Source organism: Actinoallomurus sp. NPDC052274 (assembly GCF_040679475.1).
GTDB lineage: Bacteria > Actinomycetota > Actinomycetes > Streptosporangiales > Streptosporangiaceae > Actinoallomurus > Actinoallomurus liliacearum.
Genome location: NZ_JBFAUT010000004.1, coordinates 78,649 through 102,601, shown reverse-complemented (window position 1 = coordinate 102,601; position 23,953 = coordinate 78,649). Strand labels below are relative to the sequence as shown.

Annotated in this window: 17 protein-coding genes; 10 read left to right on the top strand and 7 right to left on the bottom strand. The window is 71.2% G+C overall.

The window, feature by feature from the left end:
* Positions 1-230: 230 nt before the first annotated feature.
* From AB0K82_RS05165 to AB0K82_RS05140, 6 genes are all read left to right on the top strand, one after another.
* Positions 231-1,730: a TIGR02677 family protein gene (locus tag AB0K82_RS05165; protein ID WP_364392913.1), complete on the top strand. Its 1,500-nt coding sequence runs from the start codon at positions 231-233 to the stop codon at positions 1,728-1,730.
* 72 nt (positions 1,731-1,802) lie between these two features.
* Entirely contained in the window at positions 1,803-2,927 is a 1,125-nt protein-coding gene (locus AB0K82_RS05160) for a TIGR02678 family protein (RefSeq protein WP_364392912.1), read from the top strand.
* Complete coding sequence (locus AB0K82_RS05155) at positions 2,924-7,087, top strand: TIGR02680 family protein (protein ID WP_364392911.1); 4,164 nt, start codon at positions 2,924-2,926, stop codon at positions 7,085-7,087. The genes AB0K82_RS05160 and AB0K82_RS05155 overlap by 4 nt, the downstream gene beginning before the upstream one ends.
* Positions 7,084-8,373 carry a TIGR02679 family protein gene (locus AB0K82_RS05150; protein WP_364392909.1) on the top strand — a complete coding sequence of 430 codons (1,290 nt, stop codon included), beginning with the start codon at positions 7,084-7,086 and terminating at the stop codon, positions 8,371-8,373. The genes AB0K82_RS05155 and AB0K82_RS05150 overlap by 4 nt, the downstream gene beginning before the upstream one ends.
* A 30-nt stretch (positions 8,374-8,403) precedes the next feature.
* Positions 8,404-9,021 carry a hypothetical protein gene (locus tag AB0K82_RS05145; protein ID WP_364392906.1) on the top strand — a complete coding sequence of 206 codons (618 nt, stop codon included), beginning with the start codon at positions 8,404-8,406 and terminating at the stop codon, positions 9,019-9,021.
* Positions 9,022-9,359: 338 nt separating this feature from the next.
* Positions 9,360-11,051, top strand: coding sequence for a DUF6880 family protein (locus tag AB0K82_RS05140; protein ID WP_364392903.1), 1,692 nt, complete (start codon positions 9,360-9,362; stop codon positions 11,049-11,051).
* Positions 11,052-11,074: 23 nt separating this feature from the next.
* Here the strand turns inward: AB0K82_RS05140 and AB0K82_RS05135 are convergent, their stop codons facing one another.
* The gene (locus tag AB0K82_RS05135) at positions 11,075-11,488 is read right to left on the bottom strand and encodes a hypothetical protein (RefSeq protein WP_364392901.1); all 414 of its coding nucleotides are present in this window, start codon (positions 11,486-11,488) and stop codon (positions 11,075-11,077) included.
* A 177-nt stretch (positions 11,489-11,665) separates the two neighbouring features.
* Entirely contained in the window at positions 11,666-12,145 is a 480-nt protein-coding gene (locus tag AB0K82_RS05130; protein WP_364392899.1) for an ATP-binding protein, read from the bottom strand.
* A 280-nt stretch (positions 12,146-12,425) separates the two neighbouring features.
* Between AB0K82_RS05130 and AB0K82_RS05125 the strand changes: the two genes are divergently transcribed.
* Positions 12,426-12,917 carry a hypothetical protein gene (locus AB0K82_RS05125; protein ID WP_364392897.1) on the top strand — a complete coding sequence of 164 codons (492 nt, stop codon included), beginning with the start codon at positions 12,426-12,428 and terminating at the stop codon, positions 12,915-12,917.
* Positions 12,918-12,994: 77 nt separating this feature from the next.
* Here the strand turns inward: AB0K82_RS05125 and AB0K82_RS05120 are convergent, their stop codons facing one another.
* From AB0K82_RS05120 to AB0K82_RS05110, 3 genes are all read right to left on the bottom strand, one after another.
* Positions 12,995-14,236: a SpoIIE family protein phosphatase gene (locus AB0K82_RS05120; RefSeq protein ID WP_364392894.1), complete on the bottom strand. Its 1,242-nt coding sequence runs from the start codon at positions 14,234-14,236 to the stop codon at positions 12,995-12,997.
* A gap of 145 nt (positions 14,237-14,381) precedes the next feature.
* Positions 14,382-15,143, bottom strand: coding sequence for an SDR family NAD(P)-dependent oxidoreductase (locus tag AB0K82_RS05115; protein WP_364392892.1), 762 nt, complete (start codon positions 15,141-15,143; stop codon positions 14,382-14,384).
* A gap of 155 nt (positions 15,144-15,298) precedes the next feature.
* Positions 15,299-16,390 (bottom strand): endonuclease/exonuclease/phosphatase family protein, encoded by a 1,092-nt coding sequence (locus tag AB0K82_RS05110; protein ID WP_364392889.1) that lies wholly within the window; start codon positions 16,388-16,390, stop codon positions 15,299-15,301.
* A 464-nt stretch (positions 16,391-16,854) separates the two neighbouring features.
* On the opposite strand from AB0K82_RS05110, the gene AB0K82_RS05105 reads away from it, so the two are divergent.
* Positions 16,855-17,862, top strand: coding sequence for an HNH endonuclease signature motif containing protein (locus tag AB0K82_RS05105; protein ID WP_364392887.1), 1,008 nt, complete (start codon positions 16,855-16,857; stop codon positions 17,860-17,862).
* A 75-nt stretch (positions 17,863-17,937) separates the two neighbouring features.
* On the opposite strand, the gene AB0K82_RS05100 is transcribed toward AB0K82_RS05105, so the two are convergent.
* On the bottom strand, positions 17,938-19,791 hold the full coding sequence (locus AB0K82_RS05100; protein WP_364392884.1) for a DUF262 domain-containing protein: 1,854 nt from the start codon (positions 19,789-19,791) through the stop codon (positions 17,938-17,940).
* Positions 19,792-19,848: 57 nt separating this feature from the next.
* Positions 19,849-21,993: a DEAD/DEAH box helicase gene (locus AB0K82_RS05095; RefSeq protein ID WP_364392883.1), complete on the bottom strand. Its 2,145-nt coding sequence runs from the start codon at positions 21,991-21,993 to the stop codon at positions 19,849-19,851.
* A gap of 261 nt (positions 21,994-22,254) precedes the next feature.
* On the opposite strand from AB0K82_RS05095, the gene AB0K82_RS05090 reads away from it, so the two are divergent.
* Together AB0K82_RS05090 and AB0K82_RS05085 are read left to right on the top strand one after the other, a co-directional pair.
* Positions 22,255-22,770, top strand: a complete 516-nt coding sequence (locus AB0K82_RS05090; RefSeq protein WP_364392881.1) for a DUF4365 domain-containing protein — start codon at positions 22,255-22,257, stop codon at positions 22,768-22,770.
* Positions 22,767-23,879 carry a hypothetical protein gene (locus AB0K82_RS05085; RefSeq protein WP_364392880.1) on the top strand — a complete coding sequence of 371 codons (1,113 nt, stop codon included), beginning with the start codon at positions 22,767-22,769 and terminating at the stop codon, positions 23,877-23,879. The genes AB0K82_RS05090 and AB0K82_RS05085 overlap by 4 nt, the downstream gene beginning before the upstream one ends.
* Positions 23,880-23,953: the final 74 nt, after the last annotated feature.

Sequence of the window (23,953 nt, the reverse complement as noted above, 5' to 3'; positions counted from 1 at the left end):
TCCCCTCATGTTGGACACGCCATTCCTGATCACCCGGCCAAGTTCACGGTCGGCGTCCGCCTGATTTTCGGCGCGACCTATAAGTGCTATTCAAATTGACCGGAATGAGCGCCGCCGTGCGCAACTCCACTGCCCGCCGTCCGCGGGCGGCGTGGTCGTACGGCCGCATCGGGCCTCGGAGACGGCGAGTCGTCCGTTCCGGGGCGGTTCGGCGCGTACGGTGGCTGACCGTGGAGGGCGATCTGGAGCGGCTGACCGCGTACACGTACCTGACCGTGCCGGACCGCGCGGCGTACATCGCGATCATGCGGGTCTTCACCTCGACGCTCCTGGCGGATCTGTCGGCGCATGACCTGGCCGAGCGGCTCGACGACCGGTTCCCGGTCGAGACGGTCGCCGCGAAGCTGGACGCGCTGACGACCTGGGGGAATCTCATCCCCAGCTCCCGGCCGGTGAAGGCGGGCAGCATCCGGGAGTACCACCGGGTCCGGTCCCGCTATCAGCTGTCCGCCCTCGGGGAGCGGATCCAGCGGCAGGCGGACGAGATCCTCATCAACGCCGACGCCGCGCGCGAGGTCAGCCGGGAGCTGCTCGCCCTCGTGGCTCGCGGGCTGGCCGAGCTGGAGGAGTCGACCGGGCGGCCGGGCGGCATCGACCCGCGCGAGGCCCTGGACCGCGTCTCGACACTCTTCGCGCAGTTCGGCCAGTTCGCCGACTCCGTACGCGACTTCTACGCCTACCTCGGCCAGGTGATCTTCCGGTACGACCTGGACGGCGCGGAGTTCACCGGGTTCAAGGAGCTGCTGCTGGACTACGCGGAGACGATCACCGATGAGGTGGCGCTGTTCGCTCCGCAGATCGAGGCGAACATCCAGGGCTTGTGGCCGCGGCTACCGGCCCTCCTGTCGAGCATCGACGCGGTGGACCAGGGCCTCGCGGCTCTCCAGGACGCCGACGTGCGCGTCCAGCGGAGCCGGGGCCGGGAGCTGGAGGACTGGACGGGACTGCGCGCGTGGTTCTTCGACGACACGGGCCAGGGCAGTCAGGTCGACCAGCTTCGCGACGCGACGTTGCGGGCCTTGCAGGCGCTGCTGGCCAACGCCAAGCGCATGATCCGCTCGGCGGGTGGCGGGCTGTCCCGGCGGCGCGACCTGATCCGCCTCGCGCAGTGGTTCGAAGGAGCCGACGACGCGACCGCCCACGACCTTTTCGTCGCGGCGTTCGGGCTGTACGGGGCGCGTCACCTCGGCGTCGCCCCGGACACCGACCAGGACGTGCCGGCGACGACGAGCTGGTGGGACGGACCGGCCGCCCGCGTACCCGTGGCGCTGAAGGAACGCGGTTCGCGCGCGCCCCGGGGCCGTACCGCCGGTCCGGAGGACTACACGGACCAGCGGGCGCGGTTGCGAGAGCAGGCGGAGGAAGAGGCCCGCCGACAGCGGGCCGCGGCGGCCGAGTTGCGCGCGGCGGGCCCGCGGCTCGGCGACGTACGGCTGTCGGGCCCGGCCACGCGGCTGTTCCTCGATCTGCTCGCGCGATCCCTGGCGGGGGCGCCTCCGGGGTTCGACGACGCGGAGACCTCCGACGACGACCTGGACGTCCGGCTCCGCCTCATCCGTACGGCCGGCGTCGAGACCGTCGTCCACGGCGCGGACGGCGATCTGATCCTCGACGGGCTGCGCGTCCACCTCGGCGCAGCCGCCCGCCCGGACCTGGAGGCGGCCGGATGACCGCGGGAGTGAGCGAAGCGAAGGAATCAAGAACACAGCGGGCCCGATCACTCCTCCGACGAAGGAGGACACATGAGTGACTTCGCCGACGAGCTGGCGGCCGAGCGGCGCGCGGCGGCCCGGCTGCTGCTGCGGGAGCCGCTGGTGACCCCGGAGACGCATCCGGAGGAGTTCCCGCTGATCCGGCGGCACGCGGACGAGCTGGCCCGGCAGTTCGGGCAGGTGCTGGGGTACCGCCTCGTCGTCGAGGCCGGCTTCGCGCGCCTGTTCAAGGCCGGTCTCGGCCGAAAGTCCGGCCGGTGGCTCGAGCGCGCGTCCGGGGCGCCGTTCACGCCCCGTACCTACGCCTATCTCGCGCTGGCGCTGTCGGTCCTGGTCACCGCGCCCGAGCAACTGCTGCTGTCGGAGATCATCACCCGTACGCGGGCCGCCGCCGCCGAGGCGGGCATCGACCTGGGCGAGCCCAATCGCATCGTCGAACGCCGCGCGCTGGTCGCGGCGCTGAAGCAGTTGATGACCTGGCACGTGCTGGCAGAGGACGAGGGGTCGGTGGAGTCCTACTCCGGCGACGGTGGCGCTGAGGCGCTGCTGACCGTCGACCGGGAGGTCGCGCGCCGCCTGGTGAGCGGCCCGATCGGCCGGGCCTCCTCGCTCGATGAGCTGATCGATCTGGCGGGGACGCCCGAGCACGCCGGTCCGCGGCACGCCGTACGGCGGCGGCTGGTGGAGACCCCGGTCGTGTACGTCGACGAGCTGACCGACGAGGAACGCGACTGGCTGCGCCGCAACCAGCGCCGCGAGCAGCGCGCGTTCGAAGAGTTCCTGGGCCTGGACGCCGAGATCCGGGCGGAGGGCGTCGCCCTGCTCGACCCGGCCGGGGAGCTGAGCGACATCGAGTTCCCCGGCACGGGGACCGTGCCCTGGGCCGCGCTGCTGGTACTCGAACGCCTGGTCGCCGAGCTCACCCCGGACGGCGGCTCCGCCGACGTCCCCGAGGGACGGATCGAGTCCGTGCTGGCCGAACTGGTCGATCGGCACCGCAAGGCGTGGGCGGAGCGGTACACCGAAGCGCCCGAACTGCTGTGCGGAGCCGTCACCGACCTCCTGTCGCGCATGCGTCTGCTCGACCGGTCCGGGGACGGCGCCCTGCGCCTGCTCGCCGCGGCCGCCCGTTACTCCCCGGAGGTGACGACGTGACCCCGCTGCCGAGGAATCCGCACCGGTTCCGGCTGAGCCGTGCCGGGATCCACCAGGTGTGGCAGTACGACGAGGAGTTCCTGTTCGGCGGTGGGCGGCTGCTGCTGCGCGGCAAGAACGGCGCCGGCAAGTCCAAGGCCCTGGAGATGCTGCTGCCGTTCCTGCTGGACGGTGACACGCGCAGGATCGACGCCGCCGGCGGCGGCAAGACGACGCTCAAGTGGCTGATGCTGGACGGCTGGACGGCCGGCACGAACCGGCTGGGCTACCTGTGGATCGAGTTCGCCCGGACCACCGACGACGGGACCGACGAACGCCTCACGCTCGGCACCGCGGTCCGGGCCTCCCGGTCGACGGGCGAGGCGAAACCGACGTTCTTCGTGACCTCGCTCGCCGTCGGCGACGACCTGCCGCTGCACGACCCCGCCCGCCGCCCCACGCCCGCCGAACTGCGGGAACTGATCGGCCCGGAGAACTGCTTCGACCGCGCCGCCGACTACCGCGCCCGCGTCGCCCGGGACCTGTTCGGTCTCACCGACCTGGCGCGCTACCGGAACCTCGTGCACCTGCTGTACGGGCTGCGCCGGCCCACGATCGGCGACCGGATCGAGTCCGGTGAGCTGGTGAAGGTGCTCAGCGACGCCCTGCCGCCCCTCGACGACGAGGTCATCGACAAGGTCGCCCGCAACCTCGACGATCTCGACACCGTACGCGACGAACTGGCGCGGCTGGAGCGGACCGACGCCGCGCTGACGACGTTCCTGACCGCCTACCGCGGCTACCTGCGCGGCGTCCTCCGCGGCCGGGTCGCCCAGGTGGGCGATGCGCTGGGCCTCCTGCGCGAACGGCGCCGCGCGGCCGGCGACGCCGAACGCACCCTCGCGCGGCTCAGAGAGCAGGAGGCCGAGGCGGAGGCCCGGGTGGCGAGCCTGGAGCAGACCCGCGACGCGGCCGACGCCGACCTGCGGGCGCTGCGGGAGAGCGCGGCGTACGGCGCGCTGAACGACCTTCGGGAGAAGCGCAACACCGTACGCGCCGTGGAGGACGCCGCGCGCAGTGCCTGGACCGCCGCCGACCTGGCCCGCCGGGGCGAGGCGACCGCGGCGGACCGGCTTCTCACGGGAACCGCCGAGATCGCCCGGGACCTGACCGACCTTCGCGGCTCGCTGCGCGACGCCCGCGCCGGCGGCCGCGCGTGCGGGATCGACGAGGCGCTGCTGGGCGAGCCGCCCGTCGGGACGGTCCGGACGCTGGCCACGGTGGAGACCGAGACCATCACCGATCCGGACGGCCGCGGCCAGAGTGTCGTACGCCCCGGTGGCGGAACGTTCCGCGAGGGGACGGCCGAGGACCTGGCGACCTGGCGGGACGGCCTGGCCGAGGCCGTCAAGGTGATCAAGGCGCGGCAGCGCGCGGCCGACGCGCTCACCGCGCGGCTGAAGGAGGTCGCGGACGCGGAGACCCGGGCGGCGGCCCTGCGCCAGGACGCCGAGCGCCTGGAGGCGCAGCTCAGCGGGGCACAGGACCGCGAGCGTGAGCGCGGCGTCCGCCTGATCGAGGCGTCCGCCGCGTACGCCCGGCTCGTGCGCGAGTGGGCGGACCGGCTGCCGGACGCGGCCACGATGCAGACGCTCGTGGCGCTGCCCGACGAGGACGACGACCTCCCGGTCACCGACCGTTGCCTGGATCGCGACATCCATGAGGCGGTCGCCCAGGCCGCGCACGAGGTGACCGACCCGGTGCTCGCGGCCTGCGACCTCGAACGCGACGACGCGGTCGCCCGCGAACGCGCCTTCGACGCCAGCCTGGCCGAGGCGCGCGCCGAACGGAGCCGCTGGGAGCGGCAATCCGATCCCGAACCGCCCCGCTCCCCGTACGCCACCGCCGATCGGCCACCGAATGGTGGCGCCCCGCTGTTCCGGCTGCTGGACTTCGCGGATGGGCTGCCCGACGCCGACCGCACCGGCCTGGAGGCCGCGCTGGAGGCGAGCGGGCTGCTCGGTGCCTGGGTGTGCGCCGACGGCACCGTGCTGGCCGCCGGCACGCGCGACGTCCTGCTGCGCCCGGGAACGCCCGTCGTGGGCCCGAGCCTGGCCGACGTCCTCCGGCCCGTACCCGCCGATGGGGTGAGCGCAACCGGCCTCTCGGGTCTGCTGCGCTCGATCGGGCTCGGCGAGACGGAGTCGGCGTCGAGCTGGGCGGCCACGGACGGCCGCTGGCGGCTCGGCGTCGCCCGTGGCGCGTACGGAAAGGACCACCCGGAGTACGTCGGCGCGGGCGTCCGCGCGGCGACCCGGCAGCGCCGGATCGCGGCCCTGACCGCGCGGATCGGGACGCTGGAGGTCGAGCTGGAGACCGCGCGGGCCGAACGCGGGCGGATCGAGAAGCGGCGCGACGCGCTCCGCCGGGTGCTGCGCGAAATTCCCCCGTCACGCGCCTTCACTGACGCGTGGACGGCATACGAGGAGGCCATCGCCGAGACGGCACGGCTCACCGCGGACCTGGCGGGCGTCCGCCGCGCGGCCGAGGACTCCCGCGCGGCCGCCGTGAAGCTGCGCGCCCGCGCCGAGGCACAGGCCGGCGCCGACGGCCTGCCCGCCGACCGGGACGACCTCGCCCGGATCCGCGCCGACCTCGGCACCCTGCAAGCCCGGGTCGGCACGCTCGGCCGCGACGCCGGACGAGTGCTGGACCGGCTGTCGGCGCACGGCGCGGTCCGCGGCGGCTGGGAGAAGGCCCGCGCCGACCGTACGCAGGCCGAGGGCGGTTACGCGACCGCCCTGTCGGCGCTGACCGCCGCGCAGCGCGAACTGGCCCTGCTGGAGGACTCCGTCGGCGCGAGCGAGCAGGAGATCCTCGCGCGGGAACGCGAGGCTCAGGACCGGCTGGACGCGGCGGCCCGCGGGCTTCCGCCGCTCAGGACACGGCACGACGAGGTGCTCAAAGAGCGCATCGAGGCCGGCGTACGCCGCGAGAACGCCCTGACCGACCTCGCCGGACAGGAGCAGATCGTCGTCGACGGCGGCGTCCGGCTGCGCCGCCCGCTCGGCCTGCCCGGCCTGCCGCTCGCCGCCGCCCTGGGCGACGTCGAGGAGCCGCTGCGCGCGTACGACACCGCGCAGGACGGCGACGTGCGCGCTCGGATCAGGGCGCTCAACGCTCTCGCCGACGACATCGCCACCCGGCTCGGCCCGGCGTCCGCCGACGTCAGCGACTCGCTGATCCTCCGCCGTGGAGAGGAACTGCGCGACAATCTGGCGGGCGGGTACGACGCGGGCGTCGACGAGGTGGACGGCGTGAAACGGTTCGCGCTGCACGACGACACCGGGGCGCACGACGTCGCCGTCGTCGGCACGCGCATCGGCACGGCCCTCGCCGAGGCCCGGCTGCGGCTGTCCACGCGAGAGCAGGAGGTGTTCGAGCGGTACCTGCTCGGCGAGCTCGGCGACCACCTGTCCCGGCAGGTCCTGGCGGCGCACAACCTCGTCGCCGCGATGAACGCGACGCTCGAGGAGGTCCGCTCCTCGCACGGCATCGGAACCCGCCTCGTGTGGGAGCTGCCGGCCGGCGCCGACGCCGACATCCGCGCGGCCGTCGAGCTGCTCCGCCGCCCGTCGGCGCTGCGCACCCGCGACCAGTCCGCACGGCTCCGCGACGCCCTCCGCCGCCGCATCGAGGACGCCCGGCGCGCCGACCCGTCCGCTGGATACGCCCTGCACCTGCGCACGGCGCTGGACTACCGGGCCTGGTTCGCGTTCCGGGTGAAGGTGACCGACGCCGCCAATCCGGACCGGGAGCGGGTGCTCAGTCACCGGACCGCGCTCAGCCAGGGCGAACAGCGCGTCGTGTCGTACCTGGTCCTGTTCGCGACCGCCGCGGCGCACTTCTCCTCGCTCGGGGACGCCGCCCCTGCCGCGCCGCGCCTCATCCTGCTGGACGACGCCTTCGCCAAGGTCGACGAGCCGACGCACGGACGGCTGCTGGGCCTGCTGGTCGAACTGGACCTGGACTTCGTCATCACCAGCGAACGCCTGTTCGGCTGCTTCGCGACCGTGCCGAGCCTGCACATCTACGAGTGCCTGCGCGACCCGCACGTCCGAGGCGTGGCCACCGTCCACTTCACCTGGGACGGCCGGCACAGACGTCTGGTGGGCACGTGACCGCGACCGGCCCCGAGATGACCGCGCGGACCCGCGCGTGGCTCGACCAGCCCGACCTCGCCCGGCTGTGGGACCGGCTGCACGACCGCCTGGAACGCAACGGCCTGCGGGTCCACGGCCGGCTGCGCCTCGACGGCGTCACGCCCGCCGAACGCGAGGCCCTGGCCCTCCTCACCGGCCGCCCGTACACCGGAGACACGATGTCGCTCGCCCTCGCCGACCTCGACGCGCAGCTCCGTACGGGGGCGGCCGAGCGCGGCCTCGTCGAGGTCGTCACGGAACTCCGCGGCCCCCTCACCGACCGCCCCGCCGCCCGCGACGCCCGCCGAGCCGCGGCAGAGGCGATCCGGTCCGCCGCGGACGACGCGCTACGGTCGTATGGCCTGGCCGACTCGGCATGGTCAAGGCCGTGGCTGGAAGAAGTACGGCGCGCCGGCACCTTGGCCAGACTCGCCCCGGACGACGCGAAGCGGCTGATCGTCCAGGCGGTCGACGTCATGGCGGGCCTGACCGGCCCGGCGTCCCCGGATCCGGCGGGCAGGCCAGGGCGCGGCGAACTCGCCGAACGTGTGACCGGAACCGCGCACGGCCTGGACGACGGCACCCTGCTGTCCCGGATCGTCCTGCGCGCCCTCGCCCGCTCTCTGGAGGTACCGCCACCGCAGGACGCCCGCTCCCGGCGCGAGCTGTGGGAGGCGGCCGGCGTGGCCGTCGACCGCGTGTCGACCACGGTTCTCACGCTCGGCCTCGCGCCCCTCGGCGACGAACCCGCCGTACGGCTGCTCCGCGACCGCACGCGGGCCGGCTTCGAGACCCACCTGACGCTGCGCGACCTGACCCGCATGACCTGGCGCCTCCCGCCGGACACCGAGGTCCTCGTCTGCGAGAACCCCCGCGTCGTCGAGGCCGCCGCCGACCGCGGCTGCACCCGACCGCTGGTCTGCGTATCCGGCAACCCGACGACCACCGCCCTCACCCTGCTCGACGCCCTGTACGCCGCCGGAGCGCGCCTCGCCTACCGTGGCGACTTCGACTGGCCCGGCATCGCGATCGCCAACCGTATGATCGGCCGATACACCGCGCGCCCGTGGCGCATGCGAGCGACCGACTACGAGCAGCACGTCGCCACGGCCCGCGACCGGGGCACCCCGCTTCCACCCCTGGCCGGCGCGCCCGTCGACGCGCTCTGGGACCCGGAACTGACGCCTGCCATGACCGTCCTGGGCGTCGCCGTCCAGGAGGAGTCGGCCCTCGAACTCCTCCTCGCCGATCTGCTCGCGCCCTGAGAGACACCGGTACCTCTAGGCTCCCGACTCATGTCCATTCGCTTTGACCAGACCGGCTGGGAGCAACTGCAGCCCGGCGCCTACCGGAACTCCGACGGCGACATCGCCGAGCTGCATGGCTTCGACATCCCGCCCAACCTCGCGGCACCGCTGGAGAACCTGGACGCGCTCCGGCGCGACACGGTGGCGCGCACGGCCGCCGCCGGCGGAGGTCTGATCGAGCTGGACCCGGTCACCCTGCACGGCCTCCCCGCGTTCCAGCAGATCGTCAAGCTGCCCCTGCCCGACCGGCCCGGCGTGGCCTACATCCCGTCCTTCACCCTGCCCCGGGCCGACCGCAGCCTGGTCTTCAAGTTCATGTGCCTCGAACAGGGCGTGACCGGGATGCGGGACGCGGTGGCGCTCGACCGCTTCATGGCCGAGCACGGGAACGGCCGGCCCCCTCAGGAGATGATGCGGTACTGGGCGCAGCACCCGTACGCGCCCGAGGTGCAGGGCGGCCTGCCGCGCAACTGGTCCGAGGACCCGTGGTGGGACCAGCACTTCCCCCAGCACCCGCTGTCCCGCGCCCGCCGCCTCCTCTACACCCTGGCCCCGACGATCGAGGTGCACCCGGATTTCCACGCGGCACCGCCCTGGCGCGGCTAGGCCCCGGAGCGCTCAAGCCTCCCGAACGGGTCTCACGTGGGCGCGGGGTCGCCGCCCTCCGAGTGGACAGGGCCCGCGTCCTGTGGGCAGGATCTCGCCGGCAGTCCCTGCGGCGGGAACGGCCGTGGCAGCATGGCCGCGCCGTTCAGCCGACGGGCACGCCGAACCACGCCGCCATCGGGCCGCACCGCGCCACCTGGCCCTCGCCGACCCAGTCCACGTGACCGTCCAGCCGCAGCAGTACGGCCGCCACGTCCGGCTCCTCACTGCCGCTGACGACATGATCGACCTGGTTCGTTCGCCTGCCGAGATTGACCGAATTCGCTTTGATGAGTCGTATGGCCGGCGTTCCGATGTTCTCGAAGGATGATCTGCTCGACCTCGCGGGCGACCGGTCGTATACGAGGGGTCAGGGCTACCTCGACGCGGTCACCGGTCTGGAGGCCACCGAGGCCGGCGTCACCGCCACCGTCTACGGCAGCGACGCATACGAGGTCAACCTGACCTTGGACGCCGACGGCGAACTGTCCGGCGACTGCGGCTGCCCGTACGGCATGGACGGCAACTTCTGCAAGCACTGCGTCGCCGTCGGCCTCGTCGTCCTGGAACGCGGGCTCGACCTGAGGCAGGCGAAGGCCCGGGCGGCCGGTAACGGCCGGCGGCTGGACGCCTGGCTGGAGGCCCTTCCTCACGAGCGGCTGCTCGCCCTGCTACGCGAGCAGATCGCCGAGGACCGGAATCTCCGCCGCCGTCTCGAGGTACGGGCCACCGCCGAGCAGGCGGACGCCGACCTCGACCTCGCGACCCTGCGCGCGCAGATCAGGTCGCTGCTCGACACCGCGCCCTACGGCCGGTACGGCTTCGTCGAGTACGCGGGCGCGTCCGGTTACGCGGCGCAGGTCGGCGAGGTCGCGGGCGTGCTGCGGTCGCTGACCGTCGCCGGGAAGGCGTCGTACGCGGTGCCGCTGGCCCGGGAGGCCATCGGGTACCTGTGCGACGTGTACGAGCAGATCGACGATTCCGACGGCGCCGTGGGCGAGGCCGGCGACGCCCTGGAGAGGGCGCACCGGGAGGCCTGCGCCGCCGCCGACCTCGACCCGGTGGAGACCGCCGAGTGGCTGGCCGGTCACATGCTCGGTGACTGGTCGAACCTGCCGGAGATCGACCTCGGAGACTACTGGTCGCTGCTGGGCGACTCGGGCCGGGCCAGGTTCATCGAACGGGTCACCGAGGCGTCGCGGAACCGCTCCGACTGGGCCGCGAAGTACCTCAAGCAGGAGATCGCCCGGGTCGGCGGCGACGTGGACACGCTGGTCGCCGTACTCGCGGCCGACCTCACCCCGGATGGCGGCACGCATCTGCGGATCGCCGGAGAACTCGACCGCGCCGGGCGGGGCACCGAGGCCTTGGAGTGGGTGGAGCGCGGACTGCGCGACACGGCCCGGTATCCATACGCCGATGACCGGCTCGCTGACTACGTGGTCGACCGATACCAGCGGGACGGCCGGCTCGCCGACGCGGTCGCCGTACGGCGGGAACGGTTCCGCGCGGCTCCGTCACTCGAGCGCTACCGGAAACTGCGCGACGCCGCGCACGCGGCCGGCTGCTGGGACACCGAACGTACGGCGGCGCTCGACCTGCTCGGCCGCGAGATGCCCGGGAACGACGCGGATCCGTTTTACGGCGGGTCGGTACTGGTCGACGTGCTGATCGACGACGGGGAGGCGAACGCCGCATGGCAGGCCGCGGAGGGCCGGGCGAACGAACGGCAGTGGCTCGCCCTCGCCGACCTCGTACGGGACGAGCGTCCGGCCGACGCGCTACGGGCGTACTTGCGGGCGATCGAACCGCGCACCCGCCGCACCGGGGACGGCAACTACCGGGAAATCGCCCGGCTGCTGCTCCTGGCCCGCGACTGCCACCGCCGTCTGGGCACCGAGGATGAGTTCACCGCGTACCTCGCCGCCCTGCGCACCGCCCAGAAGCGCAAACGGAACCTGATCAGCATCCTGGACCAGCGAGGACTCTGAGCCCGGTTGGAGGGCAGAGCCGCTCAGCCGCGGCCGAGCGGGCAGCGAGCGTCCCGATCCCGGTTGGGGCAGCAGATGACGGCGAAGCTCGCGAAGTCACCGCCGGTCAGCCACCAGGCCCAGACGACGTCGTTGCAGCGGGTCAGTGTGTCCAGGGCGGTGGCGGCCATGACGTCAACCGTCGGCGCGTACCGCTGCCGCTCGCGGTGCAGAATCAACGGCCCGGTCTCGGCGTACTGCCGCCGCAGCCAGGCGACCGCGTCAGCGGGGTCGTCCCAGGTGTCCTTGATGAATCGTTCGGGCTTGGCGAGCCAGGCGGCGGTGCGCTCGGGCGGGACGGGCGAACTGTCGAACCCGGCCCCGCCCGGCGACCGTACGGCGTCGTATGGCCGGACGGCCTCGCCGGACCCCCGGTAGCCGTACGCGTGGAAGTGCACGGCGCTCCCTCCCGTGGGCGCGGCCCGGGGCGATCCCCGGGACCGCCGCCCGTCACTCACGGTCGGCCCGCCTCGACGACCGCGACGAGAACGCACGCCTCGCCGTCCTCGCCCGTGTAGCCGCCGCACCGCGTCGTCTTGCGCCACGACACGCCGCTGAGCTGGTACTCCATGCTTTCACCTCCCCCCGGCCGTCGCGGGGGACCCGGACTCCGGGCAGGAGAGGACGGCCGTCGCGGGCGGTTCCGCGGCGAAGACGGCGGTGACCGTACGGCCCTGGTCGTTGCCGTGCCAGCCCCAACTGTCGGCGAGGAGCGCGACCGTACGCAGGCCGCGCCCGCACTCGGCGAACTCGTCCGCGTCGGCGACCGCCGGCTCGGCGGGGCCGCCCTGGTCCGTCACGGAGATCTCCGTACGGCCGGCCGCGTGGTAGACGTCGACGGTGAAGGAGCCGCCCTGCCCGGAGCGGGTGTGCCTTAACGCGTTGGCCACGAGCTCGCCGACGGACAGCAGGACCTCGTCCAGCCGCGGCCGCCCGGGCAGCAGCGTGGCGACGAACGCCCGTACGGCGTGGGCCTGGTCGGGGGTGCCGGGGAACACCGCCCGCCAGTACATGACCGGCGCGAGGGCGGCCGGTTCCGGTTGCGCGAGAAGCATGGACACCTCGTGGGGGTGGACGATCGGCGTCGTACCGCCGGAGTGCTTCTCACCTCACATGAGGCACACGCCTCGTCACAGTCGGTAGGCGGACCTGAAGGCCCGGAACCGGGATTCGCACGCGAGACCGCGGCACGCGGCCGATCGGCGAGCACCGTGCCGTAACCGTCACCGTGCGGAACGTTCGGCCGTCAGCTCGCGCTCCGGGGGCGGCAAAGCACGACAGACGGCGCATTTGGGAGACTGTGCGGATCTTGGAGTCTGTTTTCGGAGTTCTTGAATGCATCGCCGGGCTCTCATCTGCCTCCCGCTCGCTCTGCTGGCGCTGAACGCCTGCCGGGACAACGGCAAGTCCAACGCCGCCCCCTCGGCACCGCCGTCGGCCGCGACCACCTCCCCGACGGCCGGCCCGACGACGAGCACGCCCGTCCCGAGCCCGACGCACCCGAAGACGCACCGCCCCGCCCCTTCGCCGACCACCCACAAGCCGACACTGGCCGGACCGGGCAGGACCTGCGGCGTCGTCCAACCGCCCGGCAACGGCCCCGCTGCCGCGATCGGCGTACTCAAGGGACACGTCGACTGCTCCACGGCAGTGGCGATCTTCCGCACCTACTACCGGACGGACACTCCGAAGCAGGGCAGCGCGGGCGTGGCGACCGTCCACGGCTGGCGCTGCGCCAGCAACTCGGCCGCCCAGACGAACCTCACCGGCCGGATGTCCACCTGCCGGACCTCGACCATCACGATCGCCGCCGACGTCATCCCCTGATCAGGATCAACACCCTCGGCCGGCGCGCCGTCGAGCCCGCCGCGCGTGCCCGGAGCCACCGCGCTCCGGCCGGTGTCTCAAAGGCGGACGACCACCAGGGCGATATCGTCGGAGGCGCCGGAGCGGAGCCGGTCCAGCAGGGCGTCGGCCAGATCCTGCGGTGGCAGCCCGCGGTACTCGGCGAGGGCGGTGGTGAGCCGGGCCAGCCCGAGGTCGATGTCCTCATCGCGGCGTTCGATGAGCCCGTCGGTGTAGAGGACGAGGGTGTCCCCCGGGCCGTACTTCATGGTGGCCTGGGGCCGGGGGACGGCTTCGGAGCGGACGCCCAGCGGCGGGTCGGTCGCCTTGTCGAGCAGTTCATGACCACCGCCGGAGTGCGCGAGCACCGGCGGCAGATGACCGGCGCTGCTGTAGGCGATGATGCGGCTGCGGGGGTGGATCACGGCCTTGACGGCGGTCGCGGCGAGCGCCCCTTCCACGGAACCGGCGTACTGGTCCAGGGTCTGCAGCGCCTGCGCGGGGCTGTGGGTGTTCCGGACGGCACCGCTCAGGATGAACCGCAACGTCCCCATGATGGCGGCGGCCTCCAGCCCGTGGCCGACGACGTCGCCGACCGCCATGGACAGGGCCCCCTGGGGCAGGTCCACGACGTCGTACCAGTCGCCGCACACGTTCAGCGAGTCGGTCGCCGGCTCGTACCGCACCGCGATCTCTCGGTGCCGGGCCAGGTCCGGCGAATGCAGCATGCGGTCCTGGATGGCCAGGGCGACCTCACGTTCGCGGGCGTACGACTGGCGCAGCTCATCGTTCAGCCGCTGCAACTCCCGCGCCCGGTCGAACAACTCGGCCGCCAGCGCCTGCTCCCGCCCGCTCGGGTTCTCGTTCGACGGCCGGTCGCCGGAGTCGCAGAAGTCGACGAACGCGGTGACGTCCATCGTCCGCATCAGAAGGCACGTCAGCGCGCCGTCCGGGCCGACCACGGGGGTGTTGATCGACGACCACCAGCGCTCCTCGAACTCCCCAGGCCGCCCCGGCACCGGAACGTCATACCGGATCGGCGCCATCGTGTCGGGCCGGTGCGACGTCGCCACCCAGCGCAGCGAGGCCTCCAGCCTGCGCTTCCCGTCGCTGGAGGGACCCGCGGGATCGGCCGGGAAGGACTCGAACAGGTTCTTCCCGATCAACTCCCCACGGGTCCTTCCCGCCACCTCGAGAAGCGCCTGGGTGACGTCTGTGATCACAAAGTCGGGGTCCAGCACCGCATAAGGGGTCGGAGCGACCGCGAACAGCGCCCCATAATCGATCTTCGCAGTACTCACGGACCCCTGCCCGTCCTCCTGCCACCTGACGATTCACCCACCGAAAATGCTATTTCACGAGCCCCACTCCCGACGAGCACCGATCCGACACGATCAGTGCGGTACGGCGCGGCGATGTCGGCCTGGCCGTCTCGGGCTCGAAGTACTAGCGGAGGTAGGAGGCACCGTTGAGGTCGATCACCGCGCCGCTGGCCCACAGGGCGTCCGGCGAGGCGAGCCAGGCCACCGCGGCGGCGATCTCCTCAGGCTCGGCGACGCGACCGAACGGGCTCTGTGCCCGGATGGCCTCGCCCGCCGGGCCGGAGAGCATCGTCTCGACCATGTCGGTCCGCACGAACCCCGGGGCGACGGCCGCGACGCCGATGCCGTGCGGTGCCAGGGCGACCGCCAGCGACTGGGTCATCGCGTGCACCGCCGCCTTACTCGCCCCGTACGCGACGGCGACCGGCTCACCGCGGTAGGCGCCGCGCGAGCCGACGTTGATGATCCGGGCGCCCTCGGCGCCCTCCGGCCGGGTGCGCAGGTGCTCGACGACGCACCAGGTCACGTTCGCCGTACCGTGCACGTTGACGTCGATGACACGCCGCCAGCCCTCGTGCCACTCCTCGTACGAGGTCGCGTCGATCGGCTGATGGCCGTGGACCGCCGCGTTGTTGACCAGCACGTCCACGCCGCCGAGCCCGGCGATCGCCTCGGCGACGAACTCCTGGACCCGGGCCGGATCGGCGAGGTCACCGGAGACGACGACGTGACCGTCCCCCGGAAGCCCGGCGGCGACGGCACGCGCCGCGGTGACATCCGATCCGCAGTGGACGGCCACGGTGAAGCCGTCCGCCGCCAGCCGCGCGGCCACGGCCGCGCCGATGCCCCGCGATCCTCCGGTGACGAGTGCACGTTTTCCGGACACGCGATCCCTCCTTGCCAGATGTCCGACAAACGTAGCGGGCATCGCCACCGGGCATCGCTGCGCGGGTGGACAGCATCTCGAAGACCGCGGATCGCGGCCCGGAACTTCGCGACCGGCCAACAGGACCTGATGGTCGCTCACCTTTCAGGCGGGGTTCACCAGCTGATTGCGGCCGCTACCGGGAGGTGGTCGCTGCCGGTGGCGGGCAGCACCCACGAACGTACCGGCCGCACGCCTCGGACCAGGATCTGGTCGACCCGCACCATCGGGAACTCCGCCGGCCAGGTGAAGCCGAAGCCGCTCCCGGCCACGTCCTGAGCCGAACGCAGCCGCGCGGTGATTCCGGCGAACGCACGGTCGTCCATGGCACCGTTCAGGTCGCCGAGCAGCACCATCCGCGTGTTCGGCTCGGCGGCGATGGCCTTGGCGAGCGCGTGCGCGCCGGCGTTCCGCTGGCTCGTCCAGAAGCCGCGCCTGGGCATCACCCGTACGGAGCCGAGGTGAGCCACGTACACCGCCAGCGGCCCCCGGTTCGTGGTCACCGTGGTGCGCAGCGCCCGGACCGTGTGCATCGCCGGGTCGCCACCGATGTCGAGCGGCCGGGTGTCCGACAGCGGCAGCTTGCTCCACAGCCCGACGTTGCCCTGCATCGTGTGGTACGGGTACGCCTTTCCCAGCACCTTCTCGTACGTGACCGTGGCCTGCCGGGCGCGCAGCTCGGTGGGGTCGACCAGCCGCCGCGCATCGCTCTCCGCCAGTTCCTCCAGCGCCACCACATCCGCCCCAGACGCGATCAGGTCGCGGGCGGTCCCGACCGGGTCGGCGTTGCCGGCGCTGACGTTGTGGCTGACCACGGTGAGGTCGCCACCTGGGTGGGACTTGTCGCTGAGCAGCCCGCCGAAGAGGGCCGGCCACACCGTGACCGGCAGCAGCAGCGCGGCCACCGCGGAGGCGGAGCGGCGCCAGAGCGCCCCGGCCAGCAGCACCGGAACGAACAAGCCGAACCACGGCAGGAAGGTATCCACTAGGCTGCCGAGGTTTCCGATCCGGTTCGGGATCTGCGCGTGCAGCAGCATGACCAGGCCGAGAAGCAGCCCCAGCGCCGCGAGGACCAGGCCGCGCTTCCAGGGCCCCGGCCGGCAGCCGACGCGAATCGCCTGGCGGATGCCCGCGCGCCGGGTACCGGAGCCGGTATCCCGGCGACCGGCGCCGCCCTGTCCGGTCTCCGCGGTGTCCATCTGCTCCATCGTCTGTCCTTGTTCGCTGGGCCCTCGGGTTCGAGCCATACCGCCAGTCAAGTCAGGGTGGCGTTGCCAGCGTGTATGTGATTTTCGATATGCCGACGATATGCACCCACTTCTGACATCGAGAGCAGGCGTGTACTGATCGTCGAGGAACAGACCCCGGACCTTCCGCGCGCGCCTCCCGAGGTTCCAGTTGACGCTACATCTGTCACATAGCGGGCGTACGGTGCGATCATGGCGCTCACCGACATCACGCGCGAAGCAGTCCTCGCCGCGATCGGCGAATTCGACCGCCTGGGCCGGGACGTCTTCCTGGAGAAGTACGGGTTCGACTCTTCCCGCGGTACTGGCTCCTGCACGACGGAGCGCGCTACGACTCCAAGGCCATCGCGGGAGCCGCGCATGGCCACCTGCCCGGCAGGTCTCCCCTGGCGGCGAAGGACTTCTCCGGCGGCAGGGACCACGCGGTGACCGTCCTGCGACGCCTGGGCTTCGAAGTGACCAGCGCACCCAACACCGACTCGTCCGGCCTTCGAACCGCGGACGAGATCGCCGCGACCATCGGCGACCTGCGTCCTGCCTCGGCCTCCGGCAAGCCGATGCTGAAGCAGGCCGTCGTCCTCCTGTGGGCGATCGGCCGTGCCCGGGTCGGCCACGACCGGCTCCTGGGATGGGCCGACACCGTAGCCGCACTGACCCCGTTGCTGCAGACTCATCGCCGGAACGGCGAAAGCCGCCACGGCCGGCCGGACTACCCGATCGCCGCGCTGTTCCATGCCGGCCTGTGGGAGCTGCCCGGCCACACCGACGTCCCACGAGCCCACGGCAGCACTGTATGGACGTGGTTCACCGAGCAGGCACCCGAAGGCGGCCTACCGGAGTCCGTCTACGCGCTCGCCCGCCGCTCGGGCACGGCGCGGGTCCGGATGATCGACGCGATCACCTCCCGGTTCTTCGAAGACTTCGACGAGAGCGGCTTCCTCACCGCAGTCGGGCTCTACGACGAAGACGTCGCCACCGACGAAGCACCGCCGTCCGGAGACTCCGATCAGGAGACGGTGTCCGGGAGCATCCGCGCGGCCTCCGAATTCGACTACGCCCGTTTGTGCGAACTGGTGGCGCGCCGGGAGAAACGCACGTACGGGCAGCGGCGCACCAGGATCGCCAACGATCCGATCCGGATCAGTGCCGCCCGCGAAGCGGTCCTGCTCCGCAGCCGTGGCCAGTGCGAGAACCCCGGATGCTGCCGCCCGGCTCCGGATCTCAACGACCTGGGCCGGCCGCTCCTGGAGGTCGACCACATCGTGGGCCTCGCCGATAGGGGCCGCGACCATCCTGAGCAAATGATCGCGCTATGCCCCAACTGCCACCGGGTGAAGACCTCCGGGCGAACCCGCCATGAGCTCATCACCGTGCTGGCGCGTACGGCGAAGGAGCGCCACGATCAGTGGCTGACCGGGAGCGATCACCGCTGACCATGGCGGGACGGCGCAGCCCCGCCACGGAATCGTGGTCCGCGATGATCGGCCGTCCCGTGCCTCGCCCGAGTGTCAGACCTCCACCACATCCAAATCGGACCTCACGGCGATGTCCTCCTGATCAAACATCTCCAGGACTTCCTCGCCCTCGTAATCGATCAGGTCGTTCTGGACCGGCTTGCCTGTGGCCCGCTCGATGAGAGAGATGATTCTCCCCAGGCGTCTGTCGAAGAAGGCGTCGAAGTTATCGGCCCGGAGCTCTGCGGCAGCCACCAGGTGCGTCGCGACGACGGCGTTCAGTTGCGCCGGATTAATGCTCGCCCGCTTTTCGATCTTAAACAGGTACGCGGATGGCGCCACGCCACCGATGGCGCGGTTCGTGTCGGCTGAAAGCGGGGTCTTGTTGACGATGCTCTCCCGCAACGCCGGGTCGATGCCGTGGTCGATGCACCACTTCGACGGGAAGATGTGGTGAATATCCACCTTGAGGTCTACGTATTGCACCTTGTCGAGCGCCTTGTCGTACATCCAGTCCTTCGCACCCTGGGACAGAATAAGCGCGTAAATGCCCTTGTATGCCGCCGCGTTTTTGGTTCGCAGTGACAGGAGGCGCGATGCCGCGAAGGTGCAGTCCGCGACGGTCCGGGGCACCGCCGTCTCGAAGCCGCGCGCCCAGTTAGGCACGGATTCGACGTCACGCACGAAGCGCGTCTCGATCGTCGAGCCGTAGAGCTCGCCGAGGATGCCGCACCAGAACCACTGGGCGAGCTTGGCGCGTACGCCGTGCAGGTCGGCGTCGTTGCCGAGGACGACCTTGATCGCCGCGAGCGGGACCAGTTGCTTCGGGTAGGGGATGAACTTTGTCTCGAAAATGTGGTGGTCGGCAAGGAAGTTCGCGGTCCAGATGAAGGCGTCGCGGACGGGCTGGACCCACTCCAGATAGTCATCGAGGCCAAGCTTGAGCAGGTCCTCCTTCCGGGCGGAGACGGCGCGCGGCCGGTCGGAGGTGTCTTCCTTGGCCCGCTTCAGGGTCGCGAGGAGACTCACGGCCTGGAGGAAGTCGGTGTTCTCCACCGAGCTCAGGACGGGGTGTGGGGCGAAGGCCTGCTGCGTGGCCTGCCAGTCATCGTTGAGCCGAAAGTCGGTTCCGTGGGTGTCGTAGTACTTCTTGTCGCCGGCGAAAGTAGCGGTGAGGAGTTCGAACACGTTGAGCGGCAGGCCGCCCGTGTTCACCTTCTCGAAGACGGTGGCGACGGCCGCTTTGGTGGTCGTCTTGTCGAGCTCAATGGAGGGGATGGTGTACTTCAGGCAGGGCTCGATGACCTTAGCGTGGAACGTACTGGCCTGCTCCTTGTCGTCGCAGGCGAAGAGCCAGTTGACGGTCTCCGCCCCGGCGAAGAGAAGGCGAGCGGGGAAGTATCCCTCGGCGCGCTCGCGCTCGAGGGTGGACAGGTCACGCACGATGTCCTTGCCGAAGTTGCTGCGCAAGACACCGTCGCCGGGCATCGAGATGACCGCTTCGTCCATCCGGTCCTCGCCAAGCAGCGCCGTCTTCATGTGGATGTAGTAGCGGCGGTCCATGAGCTTGCCGCGGCTGTCCTTGGTGTGGACAACGCCGTCACCGGTCAGCGCTTGTGTGAGGGACGTAAGCCGCTGCTGGCCGTCGAGAAGCAGCAGGTTGGGTTCCGTACCGTCGGGGAGAGTGACGCCTTCGATGGAACGCGGCTTGAAGCGGATCTGATCGTTGCCCGTCTCCAGCATCATGACGACGCCGAGCGGATGACCGCGGAGGATGGTGACAAGAAGCTGACGGATGCGCTCGTCATCCCACTTGTAACTACGCTGGAAGTCGGGAAGCTGGACGTATCCGCTCGTCGTCCATTCCAGGTACTTGGCCAGTGGATGAAGAGGGGTTTGGAAGCCCAAGATCACTATCCCTTTCAGAACCGTGAGTTGAAACGAAATGCGGGGCGAACGGCGGGGTCAGTGCGACCGCGCCGCGACCGGGAGGAAGGCGCTCGGCTTGCCGTTCCAGGAGACGTACAGGTCGTCCCGGGCGCGAGTGCAGGCAACGAAGAGGAGCGAGCGTTCGGCGAGCATGTCGACCTCGTGCTGCATCCGGTCGACGTCGGCCGGGGTGACAGCGGGCTCGAACGGGAAGGCCCGGTCGTTGACGCCGACCGTAGCGACGCAGCGGAACTCCAGGCCCTTCATCGCGTGCATGGTTGCAATGCGCACACCGTCGTCGGAAGCATCGGGGCCGTCCTTGAGGGCGACCGCCGGAATGCCGGCGCCGGCCAGCCGTTCCTTGGCGCGCGCCCCGAGTTGGTGGAAGCGCGTCGCGATGGCGATCTCGGACGGCGCGACGCCGTCATCCACCCAGGAGCGGACCTTGGTGACCAGCGCATCGAGTTCGGCCGCCTGAGTGCCGGCCGGGACGGCGGTCGGGCGGCCGCCGTGCAGCGCGGAGCGGTACCCGGCGAGGGTGTCGGAGCCGCCGTCCAGGTCGTCGACCTGCTCGCCGGTCATGATGCCGGATGACCAGGCGAGGATCTCCTGGGTGCTCCGGTAGTTGATCTTCAGTCGGCTCGACCGGCCGACGACGCTGATGCCGAGCGAGCGCAGGGACACGCGGGTGTCGTAGATCCGCTGGTGCGGGTCGCTGGCGATGAACAGGTCGTCCGGTCCCTCGGCGACGACACCGCGCAGCACCCGCCACTGCGCGGGGTGGAGGTCCTGCGCCTCGTCGACGACGACGTGGTCATAGCGCGGACCGGCGGTCTTCAGCAGGTCGGCAGCGTCCGCGCACAGCTGCAGGTACGTCCGCTTCCCCTCGGCGCCGAGCCGTTGAGTGAACTCCTCGATGGCCCGCCAGACCTGCTCCCGCTGCGCGGCCTGGAGCGAGGCGCCGCGGCCGGCCCGTGACGCGCGGAGGTACTCCTCGATCGAGCCGATGCCCTGGGCCAGGACGACGTGCCGGTACTCCAGCGCCAGGAAGTGCTCGCTCCACGGGAGGTCGAGGCGGCGTACGATCCGCTGCCAGCGCTGGCGCGCGTCCGCGTCCGCATCGGGCGCCAGAACCGGTACGGAGCCCTGCTCCGCGGCGATCTGGTGGGCGACGGCGTTCACGGTGGTGATGTCGACGCGCTCCAGCAACGCCGGGTCGTCGACGAGCAGGGCGAGGTTCTCCCGGAGGGAGTCGGCGAGCGCGTTGGTGAAGGTCGTCAGGAGGATCCGGGTGTCGTCGTTCTTCTCCAGTAGGTGCTTTACCCGGTGGAGGGCGACGACGGTCTTGCCGGTGCCCGGCCCGCCGGAGACCTGCGCCGGTCCGCTGTACGACGGCCGGTAGGCCACCCGGCGCTGTGCCGGATGCAGGAAGATCCGCCAGGCGCTGAACGGCTTGGTGAGGATGTCCTCCAGCTCTTTCGGGCCGGACACGAGCGCGATGCGGTCGCGGGTGTTGGCGATCGCGGCGGCCAGGTCGGCCGGTTCGGCCGCGGCGGCCTCGGTGGCCGGGCGCCGTACGGACACGACATCGCGCCAGACCTCGTCCGGGCTGTGGCCCTCCGCCAGGTAGAACAGCACCTCGAACTGATCCTCGGGGAACAGCGTGGCGAACGCTTGCAGCTGCGGCTTGTCGATGATCGTGCGTACAGCCGGGAGCAACCCGTCGTCGATGCCGAGGCGCCGCAGCACGGCGTCGGAGTGCTTCTCGAACAGCAGCGACGGCGCCGACTCGGCCGCGCGCTGGAACATGGGGGTGAGCTCTTCGATGGCCGCGACGTTGCGCATCTCCAGCCCGCCCGTGGCGGCGTTGACGGTGGCGACCCGCTTCATCGCCCACTCGTACGCGGCGTCGTGCTTCATGACCCGCAGCAGCAGGAACGTTTCGCTCCCGTCATCCGGGGCGAGCACCACGCCCCGCCAGAATCCGGTGATCCGGATGCTGCGCATCCGCGGGTCACGCGCCTTGGCCACCGGCTCCAGGTGCAGGCCCTTGTCGGCGTAGAGCTCGGCGACGGTCAGCTGCTGGAACTTCTCCATCGCGCCCCGGACACCCTGCCGCACCGGCTTCTCCAGGCGCTCGTACTCCTCGAGGAAGCTGGTGGCGAATGCGAGCTGCGGCACTGATCCCCCCGGGCGACACCATTCACCGATATACGAAAACACAAGGTAATCGATCGATAACGAATCTTCAGCGCAGCGCGCCGACAAATCACCCCTTCCGCCCCCCGATGCCCATATCCGGCCACTAACAAAAAGGCCATATGGGTCCGACCGATCCACGATGATCAAGTGACTTCGCCTTGACGTCGCGTTAAGAGGTGGATTAACCGTAGGACGCTAGAGCCGGATGAGCCGACGCGCGGAGAGGCATCCCAGGAGACGGTGGACCGAAACAATCACCAGGGCGGCTACGCGGAGGCCCTCGTCCGGGTGCTGAGCGCCGCCGCCGGCCTGAGGCTCGCCAAACCGGAGCCCGACCTCGACGGCATCGACTTCTGCCTGTGGCCCGATCGCGTCGGCGGGCGCCGTGGCGCGCGGTCGACGCCGATCAACGTGCAGGTGAAGTCCGACTCGATCGCGGCCGGGGACGCCACGCACTGGCGCCACTACCTCAAGGTCCCGCACTTCAACGCCCTCGCCGACCCGGACACGACCTTCCCGACCTACCTGTTCCTGGTCATCGTCCCGTCGGAGCCGCGCCACTATGTCAGCCTGCACCCGGACGGCCTGCTGCTGCGCAAGAGCGTGTACTGGCATTCGCTGGCGAAGGACGGTCCGGTCGTCGACGCGAAAAAGGACGCGAAGAAGCGGGTCGATATTCCCAAGGCCAATCTGCTGACCGTAGATTCGCTTCGTACACTGGTGAACGCCGCCGACCCTGGTGGGGAGCCGTCGTGACCGCGAGCCGCACCGAGCTGGAGCGCCTCACGCCTGACGACATCGAGCGCTACCTGCGTACGTCCGGGTGGCGGCTGGTCGGGGACCTGAACGGCCGCGCGACGATCTGGGCCCTCGAGCCGGACGAACTCGAAGTGATCGTCCCGGTCTCGTCGCGGTTCCGCGACTATCCGCAGCGGGTCAACGACGTGATCCGTACGCTCGCCGAAGCCGAGTCCCGTCCCGAGTCGCAGATCATTCACAGCGTGACCGCCTCGTACGTCGACCGGCAGTACATTCGGACGTTCCCCGACGCACCATCAGGCATGATCTCGGCCGCCGACGCCGCCGAGGCCTTCCAGGGCGTACGCGAGCTGCTCATCGCCGCCGCGTACGCCGAGGAGACCCGCCGCGGAGAGCTCGTCCTGCCTCGCCGGAAGCCGAAGATCGTCGAGGAGTTCCCGGCGCGCACGCTCGTCACCACCGGGCCGGGCAGTTTCGTCATCGCCACCCACATCGAGCTGCCACGAAACGACACGCTCTTCCCCGCGACTCCGTTCGAACGCCGAGCCTCGGTCAAGCTGCGGGAGATGCTGCTCACCACCCAGGCGGCCGCAGCGGAGGCCGACGAGATCGCCGATCTGTCGCCGTTCGCCGAACGCGTCGAACAAGGGATATCGAAGACGCTGTGCCGCGCGCTGGCCCGGCTGGGTGGCACCGATCGTGATCAACCCGTCGAGATGCGGTTCGCCTGGGCCGGGGACGAGCCGATGAATCTCCCCACCGACCCCATCCGCTTCGAGGCGGATCAGATCACCATGCTCAGGCACGCCGCCGACGATCTGGGGCGAAAAGAGACCACTGAGCGCGCCATGTTGCACGGCCGGATTCAGGGACTCCGACGGGAGGGCCCCGACCAGCTCGGGTGGGCGGTGGTCCGTGGCCGGGTCAGCACCGAACGGGGCGATCTGCAACGGCAGGTCTGGGTGCAGCTACCGGCCGATGACTACGATCGCGCCTTGCGCGCCCACGGTCAGGACCTCGAGATCCGCGCGACCGGCAGCCTCAGACGCAGTGGCCGCCGCACCGAGCTGCAACACCTCGAACTGTTCCGAGTGCTGCCGACGTGAGGTCCGCAATCTCGCACCCGTACGCCCGTCATCCCGCCCTGCGGCAGCTCCCCTGATCCCACGAACCGGTGGCC